Source organism: Desulfatiglans sp. (assembly GCA_012513605.1).
GTDB lineage: Bacteria > Desulfobacterota > DSM-4660 > Desulfatiglandales > HGW-15 > JAAZBV01.
Map to the genome: position 1 here is coordinate 21,728 of JAAZBV010000089.1, position 24,425 is coordinate 46,152.

Below are 24,425 nucleotides of genomic sequence, written 5' to 3' on the forward strand. Positions count from 1 at the left end.
TATGTTAAAGCTCATCATATTCAAGGAATTGCGTGAGATCATCGGCTCTGCTAAATTTGTTGCTACCTTTGGCGTATGTTCCATTCTTATTATCATGGCGTTCTATACTGGAATTAAGAATTATCATACCGGAATTCAGGAGTACAATGATTCAAAGACAGCGCAGCTTCAGCAGTTTGAAACAGTTACAGAGTGGGGTTATGTGACCAGTAACAAGGTTTTTCTTTCGCCGGAACCCCTTGCATGCCTTGTTATGGGAGTATCCAACGATATAGGCAGAACCGCGACTGTTGACGGCGGTTCCCTTCCTTTTATTGATGAAAGCACATACAGCGAGCAGTCGGTTTTTGCGGTATTCCGCTTTCTGGATCTCGAGTTTGTTTTTCAGATAATATTTTCCTTGTTTGCCATACTTTTTGCCTTTGATGCTGTTAATGGTGAAAAGGAGAGGGGCACATTAAGGCTTTCCTTTGCCAACTCAGTTCCAAGGGCTAATTACATTATTGGAAAACTCACAGGTTCTTTTCTGGCTCTGGTTGTGCCTCTTCTTATACCGGTTCTTATTGGTATGGCAATGCTACCCCTAATGGAGATATCAATGACAAACAGTGAATGGGCCAGGCTTGTTATCTTTATTGTGAGTAGCCTTCTTTACCTGGGAGTGTTCCTTACCCTGTCTGTATTTATGTCATGCCTTACAAAACGTTCATCAAGCTCATTTCTTTTCCTTCTGGTAATATGGGTCTTTTCCGTGCTTATTATCCCCAGGGCCTCGGTATTGATTGCCGGGAATTCAGTCGAGGTCCCTTCGCTTAACAGTATTTTATTCCAGCAGAACCAGATGGAAGAAAAAAACTCATTAGAATATTCAAAACGATCGAATGAGTTCTTCCAGAAACTGATGTTGGAAAGGGCTAAAAACGGTAATAATAGCCAGGAGACAGCGGACAGTTATATGGCAAAAATACGTAATTTTCATGAAAAGTTGAGAGTCGAATATGATCAAAAAGTCGAAGCCTTTGTTGGTCGTCTGTATGAAGAAAGGCACAATAAGCAGATAGCGCAGCAGAGGCTTGCCTTTAATATATCACGGTTATCGCCTGCTTCATTATTTACACTGGTTTCTTCAACACTATGCGGCACATCAATAGATCTAAAAAATCAATTTTATGAAAATGCCGCATCATACTCAAAATCACTTGCAGAATTTATAAAAGATAAAACCGGCTATACTATAGGCACTCTGCCCATGAGCTTGTTTAACCAGAACAGTCAGGTGCAGAAGAAACCCCCTGAACCTATAGATACCGGAGAAATTCCCGAGTTTATGTATCAGTCACCTGAATTATCAACGGTTTTAAATGCCGCCCTGCCTGATATTGCCATACTGGTATTATTTAACCTGATATTCTTTTGCTGCTCATTTCTGGCGTTTCTGCGCTATGATCTGCGCTGATCTGGAGTTGAATATGCTCGGAACATTAATAGAAAAAGAATTAAAGAGTATTCTGCTGAGCCCCAAATTTGTTGCTGTATTTTCTGTCTGCTCCATTCTTATTATTCTCAGCTTCTTCCTGGGAATCGAAGATTATAAAGCAGCCATGTCCCAGTATGAATCGGTTGTGTCAAACAATACCCAGCAACTGAAGAAGACCACTTCATGGGGAGGCCTGAGCACTACAGTTGGACGACGTCCTGATCCCATGCAGATTTTTGTAACCGGAATTACCCATGATGTTGGAAGGCAGGCTCCCATAGCAAGGGTAATAAAATTATATAACAGCCATTATTCGGAAAATACAATCTTTGCAGTATTCAGATCAATGGATCTTATGTTCATTGTACAGATTGTTCTTTCTCTTTTTGCAATACTGTTTACATATGATTCTATCTGCGGAGAAAAAGAAGCCGGCACATTAAAACTGAGTTTCGCAAACCAGGTGCCCAGGGCAAGATATATTGCGGCAAAAATTCTGGGTTCCTGGATTGGTCTTGTTATTCCACTACTTATACCTGTTTTACTCGGTGTGTTGCTGGTTATAATCTACGATATCCCAATGACAAAGTCGCACTGGCTCAGGTTTTCTGTTTTGATGGGTGTGTCATTCCTGTACTTCAGCTTTTTTCTATGTCTGGGTATTCTCGTGTCCTCACTTACCAGAAGGGCTTCAACATCATTTCTTTACCTGCTTGTTATATGGGTATGCTTCGTTTTGATCATTCCCCGGGCAGGGGTCATGATCGCCGGTCACTTTGTCAAGGTTCCAACCGCAACCCAAATAGCTTCCAAATATTCAATAAAAAACCGTGAGCTTGTTGAAGAGTACAGGAAGGTTACCAATGAAATTATGGATAAAGAGACGGCTGAACAAAAAGCTCTGTTTTCTTCAACCTCTTTAAGTCGAGAAGAAATAGAAAAAAGATATAAAGAGCTCAGCGATAAGACGCTCGCAGGGATAAAAACAAGAGGGGCAAAGCTTTCCGAAGACAGGGCTGCATATGACGCCCTTTTAAAGGAAGACTGGAGAAACAGAAAGGCAGTTAGGGAAAAACTTGGATTTTCATTGTCAAGGTTTTCACCCGCATCGGCGTTTCAACTGGCCGCCGATAACCTCGCGGAAACAGGAATTGATCTGAAATATAAATATGAAGATCAGATTCGTAATTATAGAGATATTTTCAGTAGGTTTCGTGATAAAAAAGACCTGGAAGAAAAGGACGATTATCAGGCCTATCAGGCGAGGTTGGAAGGAAAAGCCAAACCCATTGATATCAGTGAAGTTCCTCAGTTTGAGTTTTCAGGTTCTGATATCGATCAACTACTGCAGAAAACTGTAATCGATATAGGAATACTCTCTTTTTATATCCTGCTCGCAGTTGCCGGATCATTCATCGCATTTCTTCGGTATGATGTGAGGTAACGTTAATTATTGGAGGCAGCAGCATAGGTTATGTTGAAGCTCATAATATTCAAGGAATTACGTGAGATTATCCTCTCCACAAAATTTGCCGCCACATTTGGTGTCTGTTCTCTACTTATAATCATGGCCTTTTATACAGGCATAAAGAATTACCAAAATAGTGTGGAGGAATATAATGCATCCAGGGCAGCAGAGATCAGCCAGTATGAAAAATCAGATAGTATAACTTCAAGGCGCACGGTTTTTCTTCCCCCTGAACCCCTTGCATCGCTGGTTTTAGGGATATCCAATGATATTGGGAGATCGGCAGTCATATATGATCGAAGCTACCAGGCCTTTCGCGACAGCACATACAGTGTTAACCCGGTTTTTGCAGTATTTCGTTTTATGGACCTTGAGTTTGTCTTCTTGATAGTCCTCTCGCTTTTTGCCATACTTTTTTCCTTTGATGCCATAAATGGTGAAAAAGAAAGAGGTACTTTAAGGCTCTCATTTGCGAGCCCTGTGCCCCGCGCCATCTTTATATTCGGTAAAATAACCGGTGCCTTTGCAGCGCTTGGGCTGCCCCTGCTTGTGCCCCTCCTGATTGGATTGCTGCTTCTTCCTGTGATGGGAGTCACTTTATCAGCAGGGGAATGGTTAAGGCTTATTATCCTGATTGTATGCGGTATGCTCTACCTGGGGGTGTTTTTAACGCTCTCAGTCTTTATTTCATGTATCACGAAACATTCATCAAGCTCTTTCCTTTTTATGCTGTTAATATGGGTATGCTCAGTCTTGATCATCCCCAGGGCCTCGGCATTACTGGCCGGAAATATGATTGAAGTGCCATCAACATCTAAGATTTATTACCAGCGGCTCCAGATGGCGAATCAGCAATCCAGAGAATACCTCACAAAACTCAATGATATCTATAATCGCTTTTACAAAGAATTAGCCCAAAGTGGAGATACCAGCCCTGAGGCAATGGAGCAGACACAAAAGAAAATTTCAGTAACTTTAGAAAATATCCAGGCAGATATGGATAAAAATCTCGGGATATATGTAAGCCGCCTTTATGAGGAGCGTTATAACAGGCAGGCTCAACAGGAAAGGCTCGCCCTCTGGATAGCACGCATTTCTCCATCTGCGGTGCTTACCCTGGCATCGACTGAATTATGCGGCACCTCTCTTGGCCTGAGAAACAATTACAGGGAAAAGGTCGCAATATATTCCGGGTTTTATTCGGACTTTATAGAGAAAAGAGAAAAAGAGAACCAGGACGATATGCAGGCTAACCCGATTAAACCATCTGAGATCCCTGAGTTTATATTTCAGGCAAGTGAACCTGCCCTTATTATGCGAAAGGTTTTTCCTGATATAGCCATACTGCTTATTTTCAACCTGGTGTTTTTTTCAGGGGCATTTATTGCATTTTTAAGATACGACCCAAGGTAATCTGGAAGATACTCATGCTTAAAACATTAATAGAAAAAGAGTTGAAGGCCATTCTACTGAGCCCCAAATTTGTCGCGGTTTTTTTTGTCTGCTCTATTCTTGTTATTTTGAGTATATACATAGGGATAGATGAATACAAAACCGGAGTCAGACATTACGAGACAATGAATGCCCAGCTGGATCAGCAGACAAAGGAGCTGACAAGCTGGTCAAGTGTGCGCCTGAATGTTGTGCGCCGTCCTGACCCGATGCATATTTTTGTTACCGGGGTTAATAATGATATTGGCAGGCAGTCCCCTATTATCAGGGGAGATATCATAAAACTTTATGCCAGCCGATACTCTGATCAGCTTCTTTTCGCGATATTCAGATCACTGGACCTTATGTTTATTGTACAGGTAGTCCTCTCTTTATTTGCCATTCTCTTCACGTATGATTCCATCTGCGGTGAAAGAGAGGTCGGAACGCTGAAACTCAATTTCGCAAACCCTATACCACGAACAACCTACGTCCTGGCAAAGGTTGCGGGGTCATGGCTTGGTCTTATGATACCTCTCATAATACCTCTTGCAATTGGGATTGCGCTGGTATTGATCTGCCGCATACCCATGACATCGGCGCACTGGATTCGGTTTTTTCTGCTGATATTTATGTCAGGTCTATATTTGAGTTTTTTTGTCTGCCTGGGGGTATTGTTTTCTTCCCTCAGCAAAGTTGCCTCCAGCTCTTTTTTATACCTGCTTGTAATATGGATCGGTTTTGTCCTGATCATTCCCCGCGCCGGTGTAATGATAGCGGGCCAGTTTCTATCGGTGCCTACTGCTGCAGAAATATCAGCAAAACTTACTGAAAAAAACAGAGATACATCCAGGCAACTTTCCGAATGGTTGTCAGGGCGTTCAAGCGAATACCGGAAACGTATTGAATCTTTAAACGATGAGGATCGGCAAAACAAGGCGAATGAATTGCGGGAACAATACAGTAAAGATGTGACAATAAAATTCTCAGAGCTTAACCAGGAGATAGATAAATACCATGTTTCATTGAATGAGGAGTGGCGTAACAGGAAGATTGAACAGGAAAGGCTTGGATTTTCTTTGTCAAGGTTCTCTCCTGCATCTGCCTTTCAGCTTGCCGCCATGGAACTCTCCGGTACAGGGGTAAATATAAAAACAAGATATGAAGATCAACTGCAGGCATATAAAGAAATCTTCAACACATTTATTACCAAAAAAGAAGATAAATCAGGCGGAATATTTGCACAGGTTTCTAAAGATAAAAAACCTGAAAATATTGATACCAGGGAGATACCGCAATTTATCTATATAAACCCTGACCTGAAACAGGTGCTGCAATCCACGGTGATCGATATAACCATAATATCATTTTACATCTTGATTACCATCGCCGGGACATTTATTGCTTTTATCCGTTATGATGTGAGGTGAAAAAGAGGGTATGCTCTGATTCGAGCAAGACACTGTTAAAAAGTAATTTCTTGACAATTTAACACTAACATATTAATTTATTAGCGAATCTGAACCTCAGCATAACTGGGTAGTAGGATTCACCCGGGGCCGAAAGGTCCCTTTTTTTATACCCAGACAATCCCATCCGGGTTCTTTGAAGATGCTACAGTACATAAAACCCCCTTCAATCTTTTAAAAAAATTCTGCCCGGACTTACTCTTAATATATGATGAAGGAGCAATGCTTTGATATAATGCAAAAGCAACTACATCCGCAGCTTGAATAAAATATGATTTTTCTGAATCTTTAAAATAAGGATCTTCAACAAAGTTAGAAATCATTAAATTTCTATACCCTGCACCATATTCAGTCTGATTTGGTATGGGGTTATATCTCCTCATTTTTCGAATAATTTGGGTAATCTTTTTAATTTCACTCATATCAGGTAAAACCAATCCCCGGTCATCTGGATTTGCAGGACCTGGGAAATTACGATGAGATATAGTATTTGAAAATCTCTGAAGAAGTATTTTCCACGCATTCTCAAGCACATCATAATCAGCAGCCTTTCCCTTTTTATCAATGACTACATTAATGATGCTCAAATCCTGCATGGTAGCAATTTCATCTATAAAGTTTCTTATAATTGTTAAACGATCATTTCGTTTTATTCTCACCAATTCACCTGGTCTGTTAATCATCCTGGCAGAATGAATTTCTTCTCTTAAAAGCAGGCCAAAGGCATTTCTCATTCTTTTTCGAAATTCAATCAATCTTGATAAGTATTCATTCCAGCGGAGTTCATGTAAAACAATCCCTGATAACACGAAATACCGGGTAGGGCTGTTCACAATACCACTGTCACCGCTTTCATCTGTATGCATCAGGTACATTTTTCTTCCCAAATAAAATTTACAGCTTCATCTCATTTATCTTTTCAAATATAATCCGCTGCTCCTTTAATGGGTCAAACTCCACACGGCTCTCTTTATCAAATATCATGGTCGGCCGCTTTAATGTATCATAAGGGTCCCACAGCGGTAGACCGCTTTCAGGTGTATTGGGATCGCCTGTAGCTGCAAAGGCGATCCATGCCTCACTCATCTTATCCGCCATCTTCTGTGCCTCTGCTCCCCCTCCTGATAGCCCGATTCCACCCTCATCAACATTATCAAACACAAACGGCATCTCAAGCCCGTGGGGTGATATGAGCTTTCCATTCAGCACAGGGGTTTCCCAGTCAAGGCGATACAGGTATGCAGAGGCCTTGCCCAGGGCCATCTTTCGTTCTGCAATGGTGACAGAGCCTGAGCCCATGCCTGAATAGCTTGCTATATGAAAGTAGATGGATGATGGTGACATATTGGGGTTAATTTTTCGATAAAGCCCTATGAGCTTTTCTGTTTCCGCGCCTGCAATCATCTCTACCCTTTTTCTTAAACCCTCTTCATCAAGGGCCCAGAGCTCATCCTGGCCCAGTGAAAATGCAGTTGATTCAGTCTTGTTCCACCCTACCATAATGGGAACATTTGCGGATATGAGAGGGGCCTTTGGAAAAAAGGGATGATCAGGCAAAATAACAGGGTCAATAACAGGCCCGAAACCACCTTGGCCGACTAGCTTTGCAGTGGCTGCAAAATAGGCGGAAAGAATCTTTTCTGTTGGCAGTTTATGTATCTCATCAAGGTTTTCCTTTGTGATTGTAAGTTCCTCAAGAAGGGCCTCTGCCGCCTTTGTTGCTGACTCACGTTCCTCCACCTTGATCCCTGGGCCGCTCTCTATTACAGCGGAATGAAACAACCCCTTTGCAGCAGGTGAGGCAAGGAGCATGCACACCTTTGCCCCTCCGCCTGACTCACCGAATATCATCACACGATCAGGGTCTCCGCCAAACTTATCTATATTTGCTTGTATCCATTTCAGGGCAAAGATTATATCAAGCTGGCCTGCATTACCTGAATGGGCAAACTCTTCTCCACCTATGTCACCAAGATGCGTGTACCCGAACACATTCAGCCTGTGATTCACGCCCACCATAACAGCGCCCCTCCTGGCAAGGTTTGTGCCGTCGTAAAGCAGGTCTGATGAAGAGCCCATTGAAAAACCTCCGCCGTGAAGCCATACCATGACAGGCCGTTTTTCCTTCTGATCAATGGCAGGAGACCAGATATTTAAAAACAGGCAGTCTTCACTTTCAGGCGCAGGCACCCTGAAGCCATCAGATGCCAGAAGTATCTTACCTATCTCTGTATCAGGTGACATGCTAAAGGGAGCAGCCGGGTTTGTCTGTGGCGCACGATAACCATATGAGGAGGCATCACGGATTTCTGTCCATGGGTTAGGGGCCTTTGGCGGTTTGAAGCGGTTTTCACCTCCTGTTGATGCACCATACCTGACACCACGAAATGTATAGACACCTTTATTATTATAGCCCCGCACCGGCCCGTACTGGGTTTTAACAATAGGCTCAGGCAAAGGCTCCTTCTTTTCCTGAACAGGCTGGCATGCAGGCGTTAACCCGACTGAAAGCCCCACGGCCCCAAATGCCATGGTGCGCAAAATAGTGCGGCGGTTTACAGGTTGTTGAAGGATTGAATTACTGTAAAATTTTTTATTCTGCTTCATGAGAGCCTCCTTGAGATATTTCTAAATATTATTCCTGCATTTAAAATTATCCGCATTATTGCTATCCCCTGCACCTTTATAATGGGGATATTCCGGGTATGGGCAGAGTGGCCTGCTTATGCCCGGTAAATTCCTTCCGGTTGCGATAACCCTGTCAGGTGCAACACCCTTTTCCACCCAGGCAGTTATGGCACTCAGCATATCAAATGAATCAACTGTCTTTTCCCCTCCGCTGCAATGACACATCCCGGGCACCAGAAAAAGCCTGCTCCAATCATGCACCTTTTCCGCTCCACCATTGTCTCTTATAAGACGCTTATAGTAATCAACCGTGTCAAGGGCAGAAAACCAGGGGTCGCTCATCCCGTGGTAAAATATCAGCTTTCCACCGTGCCCTGAAAAGGTGGTGAGGTTTGTCCATAAAAAGGTATCCCCTACCGCTGCAACACCATCGGTCTTTTCAATATATTCTTTGTCAATATCCATTGTCGTATCTTTTACAGGGGGGCCGAGTATGCTCTGTGTCATTACCAGAAGTCCGGGGATCCCGACCTTTGCATTCAAACCTGTATCAAGCGCAAAAGGAGAATATACACGCACTCCGCCTGATGTAACAGGGCCGGCCAATCCCTGTTTAACCGCCTTTACCTGTTTTTCTGTCAGGCAGTCATCATCCTTTTCACCCTTACATTGCAGCTTTTCAGGATCAAAGGCACAACCGGTGTTGTTAAAAACCATACCATCCTTTACCCCGTCCTTCATGTCGCAGGCATTAAGGAATGAATCAATCAGTAACTGGCTGTCCTTTTCAGAAAGGCCCCCTCCCGGTACAGGGTTACCATTTGCATCAAGGGGCGCTGCCTGATTAAGAGATACCTGCATCCATTTTGTGCCAAGGTTTGAGTAGTTGGTTCTCATGGCCGGCGCGCCTGATACAATACCATCATAGTAATCAGGGTAGCGCTGTGACATGATCATTGCCTCACGGCCTCCGGTGGAGCAGCCCACATAATAGGAATAGCTGATTGGTTTATCATAATGCTTTTTGACTATTTCCTTACCGACCATAGTAACCTTGCCAATGGCCTTGTAGAGGAAGTTCATGTAGGCCTCCTGGTCTGACATAAAGGAGGTATCAAAGGCTCCACCTCCACTTTTATGGCCAGTATCGGATGTGATCACGGCGAATCCCCTTGCAAGGGCAGGTATGCCGCCCCCCTGGGCGCCTATGGGGTCTGCAACTGTCCCATTCATACCGCCGCCGCCCTGAAACATGAGCCTCCCGTTCCAATTTTTTGGCAGGGCAATGGCAAAGCCTATGGCATAGGGTTTATCCTCATGCCCGATACGTTTATCTATCTCCCCATCAACACGGCAATACGCTGGTATTATCCCGTCATATGCAGGGGGGCCAAATGGGGTTGACTGCATTTTCCCCTCCGGAATGGTTGCGGCCTTTGTAATGGAGAGGTTGCATCCCTCCACTTTAAACTGCATAAGGTCTTCACAACTCCATTCCTCTCCGAAGACATTTTGTATCAGGAGTATTAATGTCAAAAAAACTGATAAATTTAGCCTTGAATAGTATTTCATGTTTTATCCTCCTGATGGGTTAATTATGGCAGGGGCACAGTGCCGTTTATCGCATCACCCTGGTCTCTAAATCGAAATCGTAATCAAAATCGAAATCGATTTTGATTACGATTTCGATTTAGATAACGATTTCGATGCAACAACCTATTATTTTCACCTCGTAGAGACAAGGCATGCCTTGTCTCTACATAAAATGAACCATCAGCCTTCAGATATCAGATTAAGTCACAAACACAAAGGATTTGGCTGAACGCTGATTGCTGAATGCTGAAAGCCTTTATCCAAAATCTTTGTTTTGGATAAATACTACCTCTTCTTCTTTGAAACCACATCAACATAAACCGCAATAATCAAAACAAGCCCCTGGATGATCCACTGCTTTGAGTTGGTCCAGCCTAAAAGGTCCATGCCATTATTCAGGCTTCCCATCACCAGTGCCCCGACTACAGCGCCTGCAACAGAGCCCTCGCCGCCCATCAGGCTTGTGCCGCCTATAACACAGGCAGCAATGGTAAGGAGTTCATACAGGTTGCCGCCTGATGTTGTGCCGGCTGATACATACCCTGTTAAAACGACCCCGCACACAGCACACAGGATCCCCATAAGGATATAGACCTTGAAGATTATAAAGCTGGTATTGATGCCCGAGAGCCTTGTAGCCTCACGGTTACCGCCGTATGCGTATATGTAACGGCCAAAGCGGGTATTGTTTGTTAGGTAGGTAAAGATCATGAGGATGATCACCATCAGAAGTACCGGGTTCTGTATACCCTCATAACCATTTGCTATATATAAGACATAGAAGAGCACGATAGCCGATATCAGGGATGCCTTGAAGAGGTCTTTTGTAATGGAATATCTTTCAAACCCGTATTTGAATTTCTGGCCCCTGCCCCACAGTATGAATGCAAAGACAGAGATAACAACCAGTATAGCAAGAATCATCCCTATATCTTTAGGGATATAACCCTGGCCGATCTCTACCAGTGTATTTTCAACAGGGCTTATGGTCCTGCCGCCGCTTACAAGCAGCACCCCGCCTCTGAATGCAAGGTACCCGCCTAATGTCACAATGAATGCAGGTATCTTCAGATAGGCAATTAGAGTACCGTGCCAGATTCCCACAAGAAGACCAACAAATAGTGCAACAATAATTGAAAGGATTGTTGATATTACGCCGTTCATGCTGGTGGATATCCCAAGGAAGGTTGTCTGTGCCTCAAATGAAGGAAAGAGCCCGCTCAGGAAACCGGGAAAGATAAAATACTGGCAGTAGGCAACTATAATGCTTATGAAGCCCACAACAGAACCAATGGAGAGGTCTATGTTGCCTGTAACAATAACAGGTACCATGCCGATGGCAAGTATGGCGATTAGGGAGGTCTGCCTTACAAGGTTTGAGAGGTTCCGTGGCTCAAAAAACACACCGTTTGTCAGTATGCTGAATAATATCCAGATCACCACAAGGGCTATTACCATGGAATATGTGCGAAAATTTGCATGGAGGGAATCAACAATCTTACTCATTCTGTCTCCTTAATTAATTTAAAACCGATGTTCCTGTTGCGAGGGTCATTATACGTTCCTGTGTCGCATTCTCGTCATTATCAATAATGCCTGTACATCTGCCTTCGTGCATCACAAGTATCCTGTCACTCATGCCAAGTATCTCAGGGAGTTCGCTTGAAACCATTATTATGGCCACCCCCTGACCTGCCAGCATGTTCATGAGTTTGTATATCTCATATTTTGCCCCTACATCTATGCCCCTTGTAGGCTCATCCAGGATGAGTATCCTGGGGTTTGACATGATGCATTTTGCAAGCACCACCTTCTGCTGGTTCCCACCGCTGAGTGACTCCACGATTGAATGAATGGACGGGCATTTTACAGAGAGCCTTTTGGACATTTCATTGCATTCATAATACTCCTTGTGCCGGTTAACACTGAAGCCTCTGGTAAACTGATCCATGTTTGGTAAAGAGATGTTTTTTAAAATGGATTGGCTTACAATAAGCCCCAGAAGTTTTCTGTCTTCTGGCACAAGGCTTATTCCATTATTTATAGCATCGCGCGCTGAAAGGATAGAGACCTCTTCGCCGTTTATTTTTATAGTGCCCTGTCGGCCTTTCCCGTACTCACCGAATATGGCGGAGACAAGCTCAGTGCGGCCCGACCCCATCAGGCCTGCTATACCCAGGATCTCACCCTTCTTCACATAAAAGCTTACATCATCAACCAGTTTTTTATGCTGAAGCAGAGGGTCAGGTACAGATATCCCTGTTGCCTCCATCACAGCATCACCCGGGTTACGGGTTTCAGCCGGATATCTCTCCTTCATCTCACGGCCAACCATCATGGAGATGATCTTTTCAGTGGTGATCTCCTTTGTCTTTACCGTATCAACAACCGTGCCGTCACGAAATACAGTTATGGTGTCTGTGATTCTGAAAAACTCATTGAGTTTGTGTGTGATATAGATGCAGGTAATGCCATCCTTCCTGAGCCGCTCAAGTATCGTCATGAGGGTATCAACCTCCGCCTCGGTCAGGGCTGAGGTGGGCTCATCAAGGATAAGCACCTTAACATTTTCAGAGAGGGCCTTTGCAATAACCACCATCTGCTGTTTGCCAACACCAAGGGAGGAGACCTTTGCGGAGAAGGGTATGTTCAGATTGTATTTCTTAAGCAACTCCCTGGTATCCGCATAGAGTTTGTTCCAGTTTACAGAGCCACTCGCGGTTACAGGCTCACGGCCCAAAAAGATGTTTTCACCCACTGTCATCTCAGGCACAAGCAGAAGCTCCTGATATACCACTGCTATACCCATATCCATGGCGCTTCTTAAGGCCTCACGATCAAAATTAAGCTCCTCGCCATCATATATGACAGTGCCCATATATGTATCTGCGGGGTATACACCCGAAAGTATCTTTACCAGTGTTGATTTGCCAGCCCCGTTTTCCCCAGCCAGGCCGTGTATCTCACCCCTTTTCACATTAAAGGAGATATCCGAGAGGGCCGTTACACCGGGGAATTTTTTGGTGATGTTTTTTATTTGTAAAATAAAATTATCCATTATGGAAACCTTCCAGCAATGTCCTCCCCTCCACTTGCGGGAGGGGCTGGGGGAGGGGGAGAAAACACCCCCACCCAACCAATCAATATATCATACGTTTTGTAGAGACAAGGCATGCCTTGTCTCTACAGGGTGTAAAATATCATATGCTAAACCCTATGGCTTTGGTGGCCTATCTGCCTCCGGTAAACCAGCGTATACCTCTTCCCATTTCTGGAACCCGCTTTTTACTACAGTATCATAAATATTGTTTTTATCTACCTGTATTACATCGAGGAACCGGCATGGGATCTCCCCCTTAATGTTTTTATCAAGTGTAAGGGCAGCAAGGGAAAAATTCTGAAGCCCCTCAATACTTTCTTTATTGGCAAGCTTTATTGCAATATCAACCGCAAGTGGGGTCAGCAACCGCACATCCTTGAACACGGTCATGGTCAGATCACCATCAACTATTGATCTGCATCCAGCAGCGGTTGCATCCTGGCCTGATATCGGGACTATCCCGCTCAGCTTCTGTGCCTTTAATGCCTGTATTGCGCCAAGGGCAGTGCCGTCATTTGATGCAACTACCGCATCTATCTCATTCTTTAATGCGGTAAGGATATTCTCCATCTTCTTTAGGGCGATCTCCTGCTCCCAGTTATCTACCCACTGGTCTGCAACAATCTGTATCTGGCCCTTATCAATAAGTGGCTGAAGCACCTCCATTTGCCCGTTTCTGAAAAGTACAGCATTGTTGTCTGTGGGGCTACCACCAAGCAGCACAAACCTGCCGCTGTCCTTTACCTTGAGCACACCTAAAGCCTGCTGGCGGCCTACCGCTACATTATCAAAGGAGATATAGCAGGCCAGGTTTGGTGTTTTAATAAGCCTGTCATAGGCTACGCAGGGCACACCCGCTTTGGCTGCCTTGTCCACAGCGATGGAACAGGAGGCCCCGTCTTCAGCTACTATGAGTATTGCCTTTGCCCCTTTTGTAACCATGTTTTCTATCTGGTCATTCTGCACCCTGGTATCATGGTTTGCCTCCTGGGCCATAACCTCATACCCTTTTTCTTCAAGCATCTTTGTCATAATATCGCGCTCAACTGCCCAGCGCTCTGTGGCAAAGTCAGAAAAGGAAAGGCCGATCTTTATCTTCCCACCCGCCTCTTTAGCGCCCTTTTCCTCTTTACCCTCTTTTGAACATCCAGAGATACCAAAAAGAAACAGCGCAACAGTTAATGCAAAAAGAAATCTCCTCATAATATTTCCTCCAAAAATTTTAAATAGATTATGATATCAGCATTATTAATTATCCCTGTTACCAAATGACAGGAGGTATAAGGTTCGTTATTTTATACCCCAACTGATAATTGGTTTTATATATCATCCATTTTTCTTCTTCAAGACATTTGCCTGTAAAACCGGGAAGAAGTAAAAAGGGGATAACAGCCAGAAGAAATTTGAAGAGATATATGTTTAAATTTATATAAAAAAAACAATCTGAGCAACCGGGGTCAAGAAATATATCCATATTCCCTGTATTCTCTTTTTAAAGGAGGTGAGATCGTTGATCAGGGATAAAATAAATACAGTAGGTAAAATGCAGGACTATATAAAGGCGCACATCAATGATTCTATTTCACTTTATGACCTTGCTCAGTCATGCGGGTTATCACCCTGGCATACCTCAAGGGTTTTCAAGGAGCTGACCGGGAAAAATCCATTTGAGTATATCAGGGCAATAAGGCTCTCTCAGGCGGCGCTTAAGCTCAGGGATGAAAGATCAAAGGTGATTGATGTGGCCCTTGATTTTGTTTTTGATTCCCATGAGGGGTTTACCCGTGCCTTTTCCAGGGAATTCGGTATTTCACCAAAGGAGTATAAAAAACATACCCCGCCTGTAAAATTGTTTATCCCTTATCGCGTGATGGACTCCTCTCAATTTAAACCTGAAAAAAAGGAGATTTTTATGGAAAATGAGAAAACAGGGTGTAAAACAGTAGCGGTTTTTGTGCAGGTGGTGGAAAGACCGGCCAGGAAGATGATCACTAAAAGAGGGGTAAAGGCCACAGAGTATTTTAAATATTGTGAAGAGGTGGGTTGCGATATATGGGGTATCCTGGTTAGCATTAAAGAAGCCCTGTATGAACCGGTTGGCGCATGGCTCCCAAAAGGCATGATAAAAAAGGGTACATCACAATATATAATGGGAGTGGAGGTGCCGGTAAATTACCAAGGACAGGTGCCTGAAGGCTTTGAAATAATTGACCTCAAGCCATGCAAGATGATGATTTTTCAGGGGCCGCCATTTAAGGATGAGGCGTTTGAAGGGGCCATACATGATCTGTGGGATGTAATGAAGCAGTACAATCCTGAGATTTATGGTTTTAAATGGGCAGATGCGGATGCGCCAAGGTTTCAGATGGAACCACAGGGTTACAGAGGGTATATTGAAGGAAGGCCGGTAAGGGATATAAAGGCATAAAAAAAGGCAGGGTCAAAAGACCCTGCCTTTTCGGGTTTATTGATTGATCAGATCTAATATATTTTTTTCTATCTCAGGCTTTAAAAATCATAACAATTATTAACCAGGGAATCTTTTATTAACCTATGGGTATAAAAATAATTATGGTTACATGTTCAGATTGTGCTGTTATAATTACCACGAATCGTAAATTGTAAATGTGTTTATCTCGAAAAAACTTTTAATTAAAGGTCTTACTAAATCAAAGAAGGCTATTAAAAAAGGAATATAATATGCGCATATTAAAACCTGGATTCATAATATTGTTTTTTGGAATTTTTTGTTGCTTAAGCGCAACCACCGTAAAAGCTGGCTCCATGCCCTGGCTATTTTTACTGCTTGGCGACAATACTCCACCCACAGCCAATGCGGGTGCAGATCAGACAGTAAAAACCGGTACAATTGCTACCTTGAATGGCACCAGCAGTTCTGATGCTGATAATGACCCGTTAACATATAGTTGGACCATGGAGCGTCCTGAAGGGAGTACAGCCTCTCTTACCAATCCGACAAGCAGTGAGCCCTTTTTAACACCTGACATAGATGGTGTTTATACCCTGACTCTCATTGTTAATGACGGCAAGGTAAACAGTGCGCCTGATATGGCGGTAATAACAGCAGTCTCTAATTTCCCGCCAACAGCCAATGCCGGCCCTGATCAGACAGCAAGTACTGGCACGGCTGTTTCCTTGAATGGCAGCAGCAGTTCTGATCCTGATGGTGATACATTGACATACTATTGGGCGCTAGATGCACCTGAAGGGAGTGAAGCTGTAGTTTTTTCTAATGTGAATTTCCCTACTGCCCAGTTTACTCCTGATATTGATGGTATTTATACCCTCACGCTCATTGTAAATGATGGCAAGGTGAACAGTGAGCCTGATACGGTGGTAATTACAAGTCAGACAGGCCAGTAAAGATAAAGGGGCAGAAATAAAAAAAGCAGGGTTAAATTTACCCTGCCTTTTTGGTTTTTATTGATTGATCAGATCAATTAATTACTTTTTAAATTTCTTTCTTCCAAAGCCTGCTAGCCCTAACAAACCTGACCCAAGCAGAAGCATTGTTGCAGGTTCCGGGACAGGCGAAGCGCTTTTGTACATAGAGATATGAGACACGTCTGAATTGTTAATATTTTGGGATACGTTAAAAACAAAACTATCATAATCAACTGGAATTCCAGCTACATACCAGACATATGCATCTTGCCCGTATTTTGCATAAACATAGGTATATCCAGTAACATCAATACTTGTACTAAAACCATCATTATCATCTGTTTCATCTTTGAAGGAACCCAGCTCTACCGCAGGAAGTAATGGTGGCGGACAATTATTTGTACGAGTATAGGGATCATCAATAATGCTAATTGCTGATGCTCCTGGGTATAAAGTAATTAATTGGTTAATGTAACCAACTTCTTCTCCAGGACTTGAATTATTGTTCACTTTAGGATCAGAAAAAGAAATGGTGCCTAAATAATACTGAGATGATGTATTTAAATCTAGTGTTATTGTATCCGCATGGGCAACCATTCCACTTGTAAGGCATAATAAAAATAATAAAAATAGTTTTTTCATAATATTTCCTCCTTCTATCTTCTGTATACACATACAGTAAAGGTTGTTTGTTAACATCGTTTTGCAGATTAGTAGAGCAAGAGCAGTGCCAATAATGCTGAAAGATATGGAATAATATTAAAACATTTATTTACTTTAGATATCAATATGTTGCATCTTTAATATTTTATTTTTAAAAATGATCGGATTTAAAATAACAAAGATATGTAAACCTTTACCAAAAATACTGTGTAATTCACTTCTTATCAGCAGGTAAAAAAATACACACCTCCTATTTAAAGGCTGCGGTTATACCTGAAAACCGAATAGATTATCTTGATCCCTGCTTTTATCACGCCTGAAACAGTCCCGCTAATCTTTGATTCTCCTATGCGGTTTCTATAATCCGCTGGTACCTCTTTGATCTTAAACCCCTGCTTTACTGCCTTTATCTGCATCTCCACATTCCAGCCATAGTTTTTATCTTTCATGTGTAGCTCTTTAAATTTCTGGGTCTTTACAGCCCGGAAGGGTCCCATATCTGTATATCTGAAGCCTGTCACCCCTTTTATCAGCCATGTGGCAAGCCTGTTGCCAAAACGCTGCGGTATGGTCAGAGAGCCCTTTTCCGCATTACCCATTGTCCTTGAACCCAACACCATATCAAAATCCAGTTCTATTATCGGGTCAAGAAGCTGAGTTACCCTCTCAGGGTAATCGCTGTAGTCTGCATCAAGTATTACTATAATATCAGAATCCTCAGCCTCTTTAATACCTCTCTGGCATGCAGCTCCATAACCCCTTTTCTCTTCCCTGAGTACTAATGCCCCTGCCCTTTGAGCAACCTGAGCTGTGTTGTCGCTGCTCCCATTATCAACCACAATGATCTGATCCGCAATATCACCGGGCAGGTCATTTATCACCAGGGAGATAGATTTTTCTTCATTCAGTGCAGGGATTATCACTGATATTTTTTTGTTTTTATACATTTCTGGCCCAGAGGGTAAGTATTCTTATTTTTAAAGCATGATTAACGATGAGTCTTATAATCAGCATACTCGATAACCGCCTTTAAAAGCGAAGCGCTCATGCTTATCTGCCTGTATGCCTCAGCCTTTGTCATCATCCTCTCCTCCTTTTCAAGCCTGAAGCCAAGCTCCATTGATATGCTTGCAATGCGGCATATTTCTTTTATAAGGTCATTTTCTGTTTTAATCGTTATCTTTTCCATCTTTATTTCAAAGAGGTTATCCAGTACCTTCTGTTCCAGGATGCCATCCATATCAAGGTGGTATCTCTTATTAAATGGAGTGTATTCAATATTATGAAGGGGCATGGATAAATCACCGATATAATGGACACAAAAGGCCATGTGATCCTCAGCAAACTTACCCTCCCTTTTGGCCTTAATATACCCCCTGATGGAGCCAACTATTGCACCGTACAGATGGCCTTTGCGGTCCCGGGGTGAATCATATTTTTTTATCTGGGCCAGCACCATATCAGGGGTGATCTTTGCGCCCTTCCTGTTATTTACAAAATGGTTATACTTCTCAATATCGCCTGCCTTAAGCCTGGCAATATCAGCGGCAGCGGCATTATACCAGTATCTGTAACCGGCCCTTTTTGCAATGGCAAAGTGTGTTTTCCCATACCAGGCATGTGCCGCGCCTGCAATAAGGAGCAGGATCAATACTTGAAGAAATAAATTGAATATCAATCTTGTTTTTAATGACATAATACGCTCAAACAGTATGGGTTAAGAAAACCAAAAATCATAACAATTTGCTTGTGACTATAAATGAGATATTCCGTGCATACAATAGCTAAAAAAATTATATAATATATGACTTTTGAATAATGCCTCAGCTTTATCTGCTATTTTTCCCGCAAATTTTTGGAAACAAAATCCTTTCTTTAACAAAAATAAAGATGTATTTTAAAAAAATTCAAATTATTAACCACAATTTATTTTACATGAAGGAGAAATGTTATGAAACGTCCGATTTTTATTCTAATTCTATTGATTGTTTTTTCTTTTTTAACTGTACAGGCCGCAGAGACCAAAAAGGTGATTAAGGCCGATGCAAATAAAATCCAGGGGGTGTGGAGCCTTAAAAACATGGATGTGGGTGTTGGCGAAAACAAAAGAAACCGTGATGACGCAAAGTTCATGGTATATATAGCCAAAAAGCACTATAGCGCAATCCGTGATTTTACCCCAAAAGCCGCTCCGGGTGAAACAGCGCCTTCAGCCAACCGCTCATTCATGGCAGATGCCGGGACATATGAGTTTACCGGTGATGAGATAATTGTCCATCATAAAATAGCTGCATTCCCTTCCTTAGGGACAATGACATTCAAGTGCTATATGGAAGGAGATAACCTCATACTTGAACCGCAGTATGACAAGATGGTTATGCCGGGCATGCAGGCTATAAAGCCCTCTGCTGACGGCAAGATGGGTTATGGTGACATGGCTGTAAAATATGTCTTTGAAAGACTGGAGTAGTATAAAAAAAGGGCATTAATAAGATGTTAATGCCCTTTTTAACCTGTGGTGCCGAAGGCGGGATTTGAACCCGCACGGGTCTCCCCGCTACCCCCTCAAGATAGTGTGTCTACCAATTCCACCACTTCGGCAATTTTAAAATCTTATTTCTCTTCTGCCTGCGTATCCCCTGGAGTAGCGCTCCCGGTCTGTGCGGCAGGAATCTTAACCTGTGCCCCTTCCATAATGGATTCGCTTTTACCTCCCTTTCCAAGAACGCTCAGCAATAAACATGTAATCATAAAGATAATGGCAGCAGCTGTTGTTATCTTTGATAAAAAGGAGGAAGCGCCTGCGCCCCCGAATACCGCCTGGCTGGAGCCTCCAAAGGCTGCCCCCATGTCTGCACCCTTCCCCTTCTGCAAGAGGACTATTAAAATAAGGGCTATACAAACAATTACATGTAATATTATGACAACAATCATTTTTTATCCCTGCTACTCACTTGAAATTGTGAGGCTTTTTATTTTTAACTGCACTAAAAGAATTCGGAAATATATGTTTAAAAATTAAAAAAATCAATAAAAATTTTCATTGCAGACGTCATTTGGTGTTAGCAGGGGGTGTTTTTTAAAAAACACCCCCTGCTGTAAACCGCTATTTATAATTGATGATCCCCATAAATGAGGCGGCGGTAAGGCTTGCCCCCCCGACCAATGCCCCGTCAATATCCGGCATGGACATGAGATAAGACGCATTTTCCGGTTTTACACTCCCGCCATACAGTATCCGTATTGTGTCGGCGCTCTCAGCCCCAAACCTGTCCTTGAGCCATGCCCTGATGAATTTATGCACCTCCTGGGCCTGCTCTGGTGTTGCGGTAAGCCCTGTGCCGATTGCCCAGATCGGCTCATAGGCAATTATCGCACTTAAAGAGATGCTTTCCTTGGCAATAAAATAGGCAAGGGAACCTTCCAGCTGTGTGCCCAAAATATCAAAGGTCTTTCCGGCCTCCCTCTCCTTTATGGTTTCACCGATACACACAATAGGTATAAGCCCCGCCTTAATGGCAGCCCCAACCTTTTTATTGACCATTTCACTTGTCTCGCCAAAAATGCTCCTTCTTTCAGAATGGCCAAGTATTACATGTGTGCAGCCATTTTGCAGAAGCATCTGGGGCGCAACCTCGCCGGTAAAAGCCCCGCTTTTTTCATGATACATATTCTGGGCAGCCAGAAGTATACTGCTTTTACCAATAGCACTTTTAACTGCCGGTATGTTGATAAATGGCGGGGCAACAAGCACATCAATATCCCCCACTGCCTTTATCCCCTCTGCAATGGATTTTACCAGATCACGGGACTCCTTTAACCCGAGGTTCATCTTCCAGTTTCCCGCGATCATAGGTGTACGTTCAGGCATAAAAACCTCCCCTCTAAAATGTTTTAGCAGCCTGCCATGTAATTGATAAGATCCACCACCCTGCATGAGTAGCCGTATTCATTGTCATACCATGAGAGTACCTTTATCATATCACCGCCAACCGCCATTGTTGACATGGCATCAACCGTGGATGATACGGGTGTCCCGTTAAAGTCAATGGATACAAGGGGAAGATCACAGTAGGCAAGTATACCCTTTAACGGCCCTTCTGCCGCCTCTTTAAGTGCCTTATTAACCTCATCCACTGTTGCTATACGGCTGAGTTGTGCAACAAGGTCAACAACAGATACATTCGGGGTAGGTACCCTGATTGCAAGGCCGTTAAGCTTTCCGGCAAGTTTTGGGAGCACCAGTGAAACAGCCTTTGCAGCGCCTGTTGTTGTAGGAACCATTGAGAGCGCCGCAGCCCTGGCCCGTCTTAAATCCTTATGGGGAAAATCCAGAAGCCTCTGATCACCGGTATAGGCATGGGTGGTTGTCATAAGCCCTTTTTCTATACCGAAATTATCAAGTAGAACCTTGCATACAGGGGCAAGGCAGTTTGTTGTACATGAGGCATTTGAAATAATGTTATGTTTCTGAGGGTCATACTCTGTCTGGTTTACACCCATAACAATAGTAATATCAGGTTTTTCTGCCGGGGCAGAGATTATTACCTTGCTTGCGCCGGCCTCAAGGTGAACTGCTGCCTTTGATCTTTCTGTAAAAAGCCCAGTGCTTTCAACGACATATTCTGCGCCAACGTCACCCCAGGGTATCTTTGCAGGGTCTTTTTCTGCATAAACCTTGATCTCTTTGCCGTTAACTGTCAGAGACTTATCCGTGCATTTAATTTCAGCATCAAGCGTTCCGGCGGTTGAGTCATATTTTAAGAGATGCGCCAGTGTTTTTGTATCTGTAAGATCATTGATAGCGACAAACTCTACTCCCTTCTTGGCAAGTCCTGCCCTGAAGACCATCCTGCCTATCCGCCCAAAACCATTTATACCAACCTTTATTGTCATTTCCTTCCTCCTGAAAAAATGATTATTAATTTTTAAACCTTAATATAGCCATGTCAGACATTTTTTTATTTCCCTGTGTATCTCTGCCAGGCCATAAAAAATTAACGGGTTCATATTTATCCCACACATTTTTTAACCTCTTACACCCTGAACAGTGTTTCCTGCAAGATCAAGGGCCATGATAATGGCATCCTCCTGTGAATCACTGTAATAGCCTTTCCTGCGGCCCACATCAGAAAACCCTAATTTTGTATATATAGAAAGGGCCGGACCATTTGTGGGCCTTACTTCAAGCCAGATATTTTCTATTCCGTGAGCAGTGCCTGTATTAATTACCATCATTAACAGGTATTTTCCAAGACCATGTCTCCTTTTCTGCGGATGCACGGCAAAATTCAGAATGTGAATCTCTTTATCGAACATCCAGAAACAGATATATGCATATATCTGTTTCTGGATGATAAGTGCCCATAGATTTGATATGTCCCTGTTTATCTCCTCTTTAAAAGATCTTTCACTCCATGGTACAGGAAAAGAGGCCCTTTCAATTTCTATGACCTGATCCTCATATGTCTTAAAATCAGACCACTCCTTTTTCAGGCTGTAATCCACCCATATGCCCGTGGACTCTTCAGTCATTTAAGGAGGTTTCCCGCAAGGGAAATACCCATTTTGGCGGCCTCCTGTGCCTTTTTTGCTAGGGAACTCAGGGTACTCCCCTCCCTGTTCTGGGCAATGGCAAGTACCATCGGGAGGTTGACACCTGTTATTACCTCCACCATTTCATCCTTAAGAAATGACAGGCTTATATTTGAGGGTGTGCCCCCGAACATGTCTGTTAAAATTATTACCCCTTCGCCGATATTCAGGGAGTTTATTTTTTCAGCTATTGCCCTGTGGATCTCCTCTGAGTCTGATGTCTGGGTTATAGATATAAAATCCGCCCCCTGCACGCTACCGACTATAAACTCGGCAGCATTAAGAAATTCCTTCCCGAGGTCACAATGTGTAACAATTAATATTCCTATCATGTCCTGTCCTGTTTGATCGTTTATAATATTAGAAGAGGGTTATCCAGCCAAAGACCTTATGCTTATAATGCCTTTACCCATTACTTTTGTTATGCAGTCTATCAGAGTTCCTCATCATCATTAATTATGACCTTATATATATCTTCCCTGGTTTTTGCCTCAAGTAATTGTTTTCGTAATGATTGATTTTTTAATATCCTGGCTATCCTGGCAAGGGCCTTCAAATGTATATTGGCTGAGTTTTCCGGAGCAACAAGGAGAAAAAACAGGTAAACAGGCTGCCCGTCTATGGAATCAAAATCAAGCCCTGCCTCGCTCTTTCCAAAGGAGATAATCGGTTCTATGATTCCAGGTACCTTACCATGGGGTATGGCTACCCCGTCTCCTATTCCTGTGCTGCCCAGTCGCTCTCTTTCAAGCAGGATCCTGATCAGGTCATCCTTTTTAATTGAATGATGGGATTCAACAATTAAATCTGCCAGCTCTTCAATCGCCAGATTCTTGTTCCTTGCCTTCATGGCAACAGTGATATTTTTTATGTTTAAAAGGTCTGATAGTTTCATAATTATTTATCAAAGGTTATTCTATATTTACAGATATAACAGGAAAGGGCTACTCTTTTTTAAAAGTATGCCCTCCCCCTTGAAGTTCATGAACCTAAACGTTCATTTACCATATGTTACATTGCCGGTTCAATCAACCCAAGATTTCTGTCCTTTCTTTTGTAAATTACATTTATATCGCCGGAGCGTGGATTCCTGAATACCAGAAAATCCTGCTGGGAAATAGTAAGCTGCATGGCTGCCTCCTCTGCATCCATAGGCTTGGCAACCATCTTTTCCAGTATAATAACAGGTTCATCGGCTGTTATTTCCCCTGCCTCATCTCCCTGTCCGGCGCCAAGCGTGCCTTCTGATTTGACCCGTCTGTTTCTTATCTTGTCCCTGTATTTTTTAACCTGGGATTCTATTTTATCCATGACCTGGTCTATGGCAGCATACATGTCCTCTGTCTCTTCTTCTGCCTTTATTACCGTGCCGTTTACATTTAAGGTCACATCTGCCATTCTTCTAAATTTTTCTGCTGTCAGCACAACATGGGCGTCTACTGGAAAATCAAAATATTTACCAATTTTGGATAACTTTTCTTCTGCGTACTCTTTTAGGCTTTCTGTTGAGTCGATGTGTCTGAACGTTACGGTGATGTCCATAGAATACCTCCTGTATTGGGTTTTTGTTAATACACCGGGAAAAATTGCTACCTT

Annotated in this window: 23 protein-coding genes and 1 tRNA gene; 7 read left to right on the top strand and 17 right to left on the bottom strand. The window is 43.0% G+C overall.

Going from position 1 to position 24,425, the window contains the following annotated elements:
• The first annotated feature begins 1 nt into the window (after nucleotide 1).
• The 4 genes from GX654_11790 to GX654_11805 are packed head-to-tail and all read left to right on the top strand — an operon-like array spanning nucleotide 2 to nucleotide 5,806.
• Nucleotides 2-1,456: an ABC transporter permease subunit gene (locus GX654_11790; protein ID NLD37539.1), complete on the top strand. Its 1,455-nt coding sequence runs from the start codon at nucleotides 2-4 to the stop codon at nucleotides 1,454-1,456.
• A 13-nt stretch (nucleotides 1,457-1,469) separates the two neighbouring features.
• The gene (locus GX654_11795) at nucleotides 1,470-2,921 is read left to right on the top strand and encodes an ABC transporter permease subunit (GenBank protein ID NLD37540.1); all 1,452 of its coding nucleotides are present in this window, start codon (nucleotides 1,470-1,472) and stop codon (nucleotides 2,919-2,921) included.
• 30 nt (nucleotides 2,922-2,951) lie between these two features.
• Nucleotides 2,952-4,358 carry an ABC transporter permease subunit gene (locus GX654_11800; GenBank protein ID NLD37541.1) on the top strand — a complete coding sequence of 469 codons (1,407 nt, stop codon included), beginning with the start codon at nucleotides 2,952-2,954 and terminating at the stop codon, nucleotides 4,356-4,358.
• 14 nt (nucleotides 4,359-4,372) lie between these two features.
• The gene (locus GX654_11805; GenBank protein NLD37542.1) at nucleotides 4,373-5,806 is read left to right on the top strand and encodes an ABC transporter permease subunit; all 1,434 of its coding nucleotides are present in this window, start codon (nucleotides 4,373-4,375) and stop codon (nucleotides 5,804-5,806) included.
• A gap of 146 nt (nucleotides 5,807-5,952) precedes the next feature.
• Here GX654_11805 and GX654_11810 read toward each other — a convergent pair whose 3' ends face one another.
• The 6 genes from GX654_11810 to GX654_11835 all read right to left on the bottom strand — a co-directional run bounded on the left by GX654_11810 (nucleotide 5,953) and on the right by GX654_11835 (nucleotide 14,369).
• The gene (locus GX654_11810; GenBank protein NLD37543.1) at nucleotides 5,953-6,711 is read right to left on the bottom strand and encodes a DUF3800 domain-containing protein; all 759 of its coding nucleotides are present in this window, start codon (nucleotides 6,709-6,711) and stop codon (nucleotides 5,953-5,955) included.
• A 28-nt stretch (nucleotides 6,712-6,739) separates the two neighbouring features.
• Nucleotides 6,740-8,377, bottom strand: coding sequence for a carboxylesterase/lipase family protein (locus GX654_11815; protein NLD37544.1), 1,638 nt, complete (start codon nucleotides 8,375-8,377; stop codon nucleotides 6,740-6,742).
• Between the two features lie 96 nt (nucleotides 8,378-8,473).
• On the bottom strand, nucleotides 8,474-10,045 hold the full coding sequence (locus GX654_11820) for a tannase/feruloyl esterase family alpha/beta hydrolase (GenBank protein ID NLD37545.1): 1,572 nt from the start codon (nucleotides 10,043-10,045) through the stop codon (nucleotides 8,474-8,476).
• 306 nt (nucleotides 10,046-10,351) lie between these two features.
• Nucleotides 10,352-11,572, bottom strand: a complete 1,221-nt coding sequence (locus GX654_11825) for a sugar ABC transporter permease (GenBank protein ID NLD37546.1) — start codon at nucleotides 11,570-11,572, stop codon at nucleotides 10,352-10,354.
• Nucleotides 11,573-11,585: 13 nt separating this feature from the next.
• A complete protein-coding gene (locus GX654_11830) occupies nucleotides 11,586-13,124 on the bottom strand; it encodes an ATP-binding cassette domain-containing protein (protein NLD37547.1) in 1,539 nt (512 codons plus the stop codon).
• Nucleotides 13,125-13,280: 156 nt separating this feature from the next.
• The gene (locus GX654_11835) at nucleotides 13,281-14,369 is read right to left on the bottom strand and encodes a sugar ABC transporter substrate-binding protein (GenBank protein ID NLD37548.1); all 1,089 of its coding nucleotides are present in this window, start codon (nucleotides 14,367-14,369) and stop codon (nucleotides 13,281-13,283) included.
• Between the two features lie 340 nt (nucleotides 14,370-14,709).
• Here GX654_11835 and GX654_11840 point away from each other — a divergent pair, with 340 nt between their 5' ends.
• Nucleotides 14,710-15,594, top strand: coding sequence for a helix-turn-helix transcriptional regulator (locus GX654_11840; GenBank protein NLD37549.1), 885 nt, complete (start codon nucleotides 14,710-14,712; stop codon nucleotides 15,592-15,594).
• A gap of 356 nt (nucleotides 15,595-15,950) precedes the next feature.
• The gene (locus GX654_11845; protein ID NLD37550.1) at nucleotides 15,951-16,550 is read left to right on the top strand and encodes a hypothetical protein; all 600 of its coding nucleotides are present in this window, start codon (nucleotides 15,951-15,953) and stop codon (nucleotides 16,548-16,550) included.
• 81 nt (nucleotides 16,551-16,631) lie between these two features.
• Here GX654_11845 and GX654_11850 read toward each other — a convergent pair whose 3' ends face one another.
• The 3 genes from GX654_11850 to GX654_11860 form a co-directional block, all read right to left on the bottom strand.
• A complete protein-coding gene (locus GX654_11850; protein ID NLD37551.1) occupies nucleotides 16,632-17,213 on the bottom strand; it encodes a PEP-CTERM sorting domain-containing protein in 582 nt (193 codons plus the stop codon).
• A 275-nt stretch (nucleotides 17,214-17,488) separates the two neighbouring features.
• On the bottom strand, nucleotides 17,489-18,181 hold the full coding sequence (locus tag GX654_11855) for a glycosyltransferase family 2 protein (GenBank protein NLD37552.1): 693 nt from the start codon (nucleotides 18,179-18,181) through the stop codon (nucleotides 17,489-17,491).
• A 41-nt stretch (nucleotides 18,182-18,222) separates the two neighbouring features.
• On the bottom strand, nucleotides 18,223-18,930 hold the full coding sequence (locus GX654_11860) for a hypothetical protein (GenBank protein NLD37553.1): 708 nt from the start codon (nucleotides 18,928-18,930) through the stop codon (nucleotides 18,223-18,225).
• 255 nt (nucleotides 18,931-19,185) lie between these two features.
• Between GX654_11860 and GX654_11865 the strand changes: the two genes are divergently transcribed.
• Complete coding sequence (locus GX654_11865; protein NLD37554.1) at nucleotides 19,186-19,704, top strand: lipocalin-like domain-containing protein; 519 nt, start codon at nucleotides 19,186-19,188, stop codon at nucleotides 19,702-19,704.
• Nucleotides 19,705-19,750: 46 nt separating this feature from the next.
• On the opposite strand, the gene GX654_11870 is transcribed toward GX654_11865, so the two are convergent.
• The 8 genes from GX654_11870 to raiA form a co-directional block, all read right to left on the bottom strand.
• Nucleotides 19,751-19,835: transfer RNA gene (locus GX654_11870), tRNA-Leu, on the bottom strand.
• Between the two features lie 12 nt (nucleotides 19,836-19,847).
• Nucleotides 19,848-20,168, bottom strand: a complete 321-nt coding sequence (gene secG, locus GX654_11875) for a preprotein translocase subunit SecG (protein NLD37555.1) — start codon at nucleotides 20,166-20,168, stop codon at nucleotides 19,848-19,850.
• A 172-nt stretch (nucleotides 20,169-20,340) separates the two neighbouring features.
• Entirely contained in the window at nucleotides 20,341-21,105 is a 765-nt protein-coding gene (locus tag GX654_11880; protein NLD37556.1) for a triose-phosphate isomerase, read from the bottom strand.
• 23 nt (nucleotides 21,106-21,128) lie between these two features.
• On the bottom strand, nucleotides 21,129-22,130 hold the full coding sequence (gene gap / locus GX654_11885) for a type I glyceraldehyde-3-phosphate dehydrogenase (GenBank protein ID NLD37557.1): 1,002 nt from the start codon (nucleotides 22,128-22,130) through the stop codon (nucleotides 21,129-21,131).
• A gap of 132 nt (nucleotides 22,131-22,262) precedes the next feature.
• Nucleotides 22,263-22,769, bottom strand: coding sequence for a ribosomal protein S18-alanine N-acetyltransferase (rimI, locus tag GX654_11890; protein ID NLD37558.1), 507 nt, complete (start codon nucleotides 22,767-22,769; stop codon nucleotides 22,263-22,265).
• A complete protein-coding gene (locus GX654_11895) occupies nucleotides 22,766-23,161 on the bottom strand; it encodes a PTS sugar transporter subunit IIA (GenBank protein ID NLD37559.1) in 396 nt (131 codons plus the stop codon). Before GX654_11895 ends, rimI begins: the two co-directional genes overlap by 4 nt.
• 101 nt (nucleotides 23,162-23,262) lie before the next feature.
• Nucleotides 23,263-23,724, bottom strand: coding sequence for a PTS sugar transporter subunit IIA (locus GX654_11900; protein NLD37560.1), 462 nt, complete (start codon nucleotides 23,722-23,724; stop codon nucleotides 23,263-23,265).
• A 116-nt stretch (nucleotides 23,725-23,840) separates the two neighbouring features.
• Nucleotides 23,841-24,371 (bottom strand): ribosome-associated translation inhibitor RaiA, encoded by a 531-nt coding sequence (raiA, locus tag GX654_11905; protein ID NLD37561.1) that lies wholly within the window; start codon nucleotides 24,369-24,371, stop codon nucleotides 23,841-23,843.
• Between the last annotated feature and the right edge of the window lie 54 nt (nucleotides 24,372-24,425).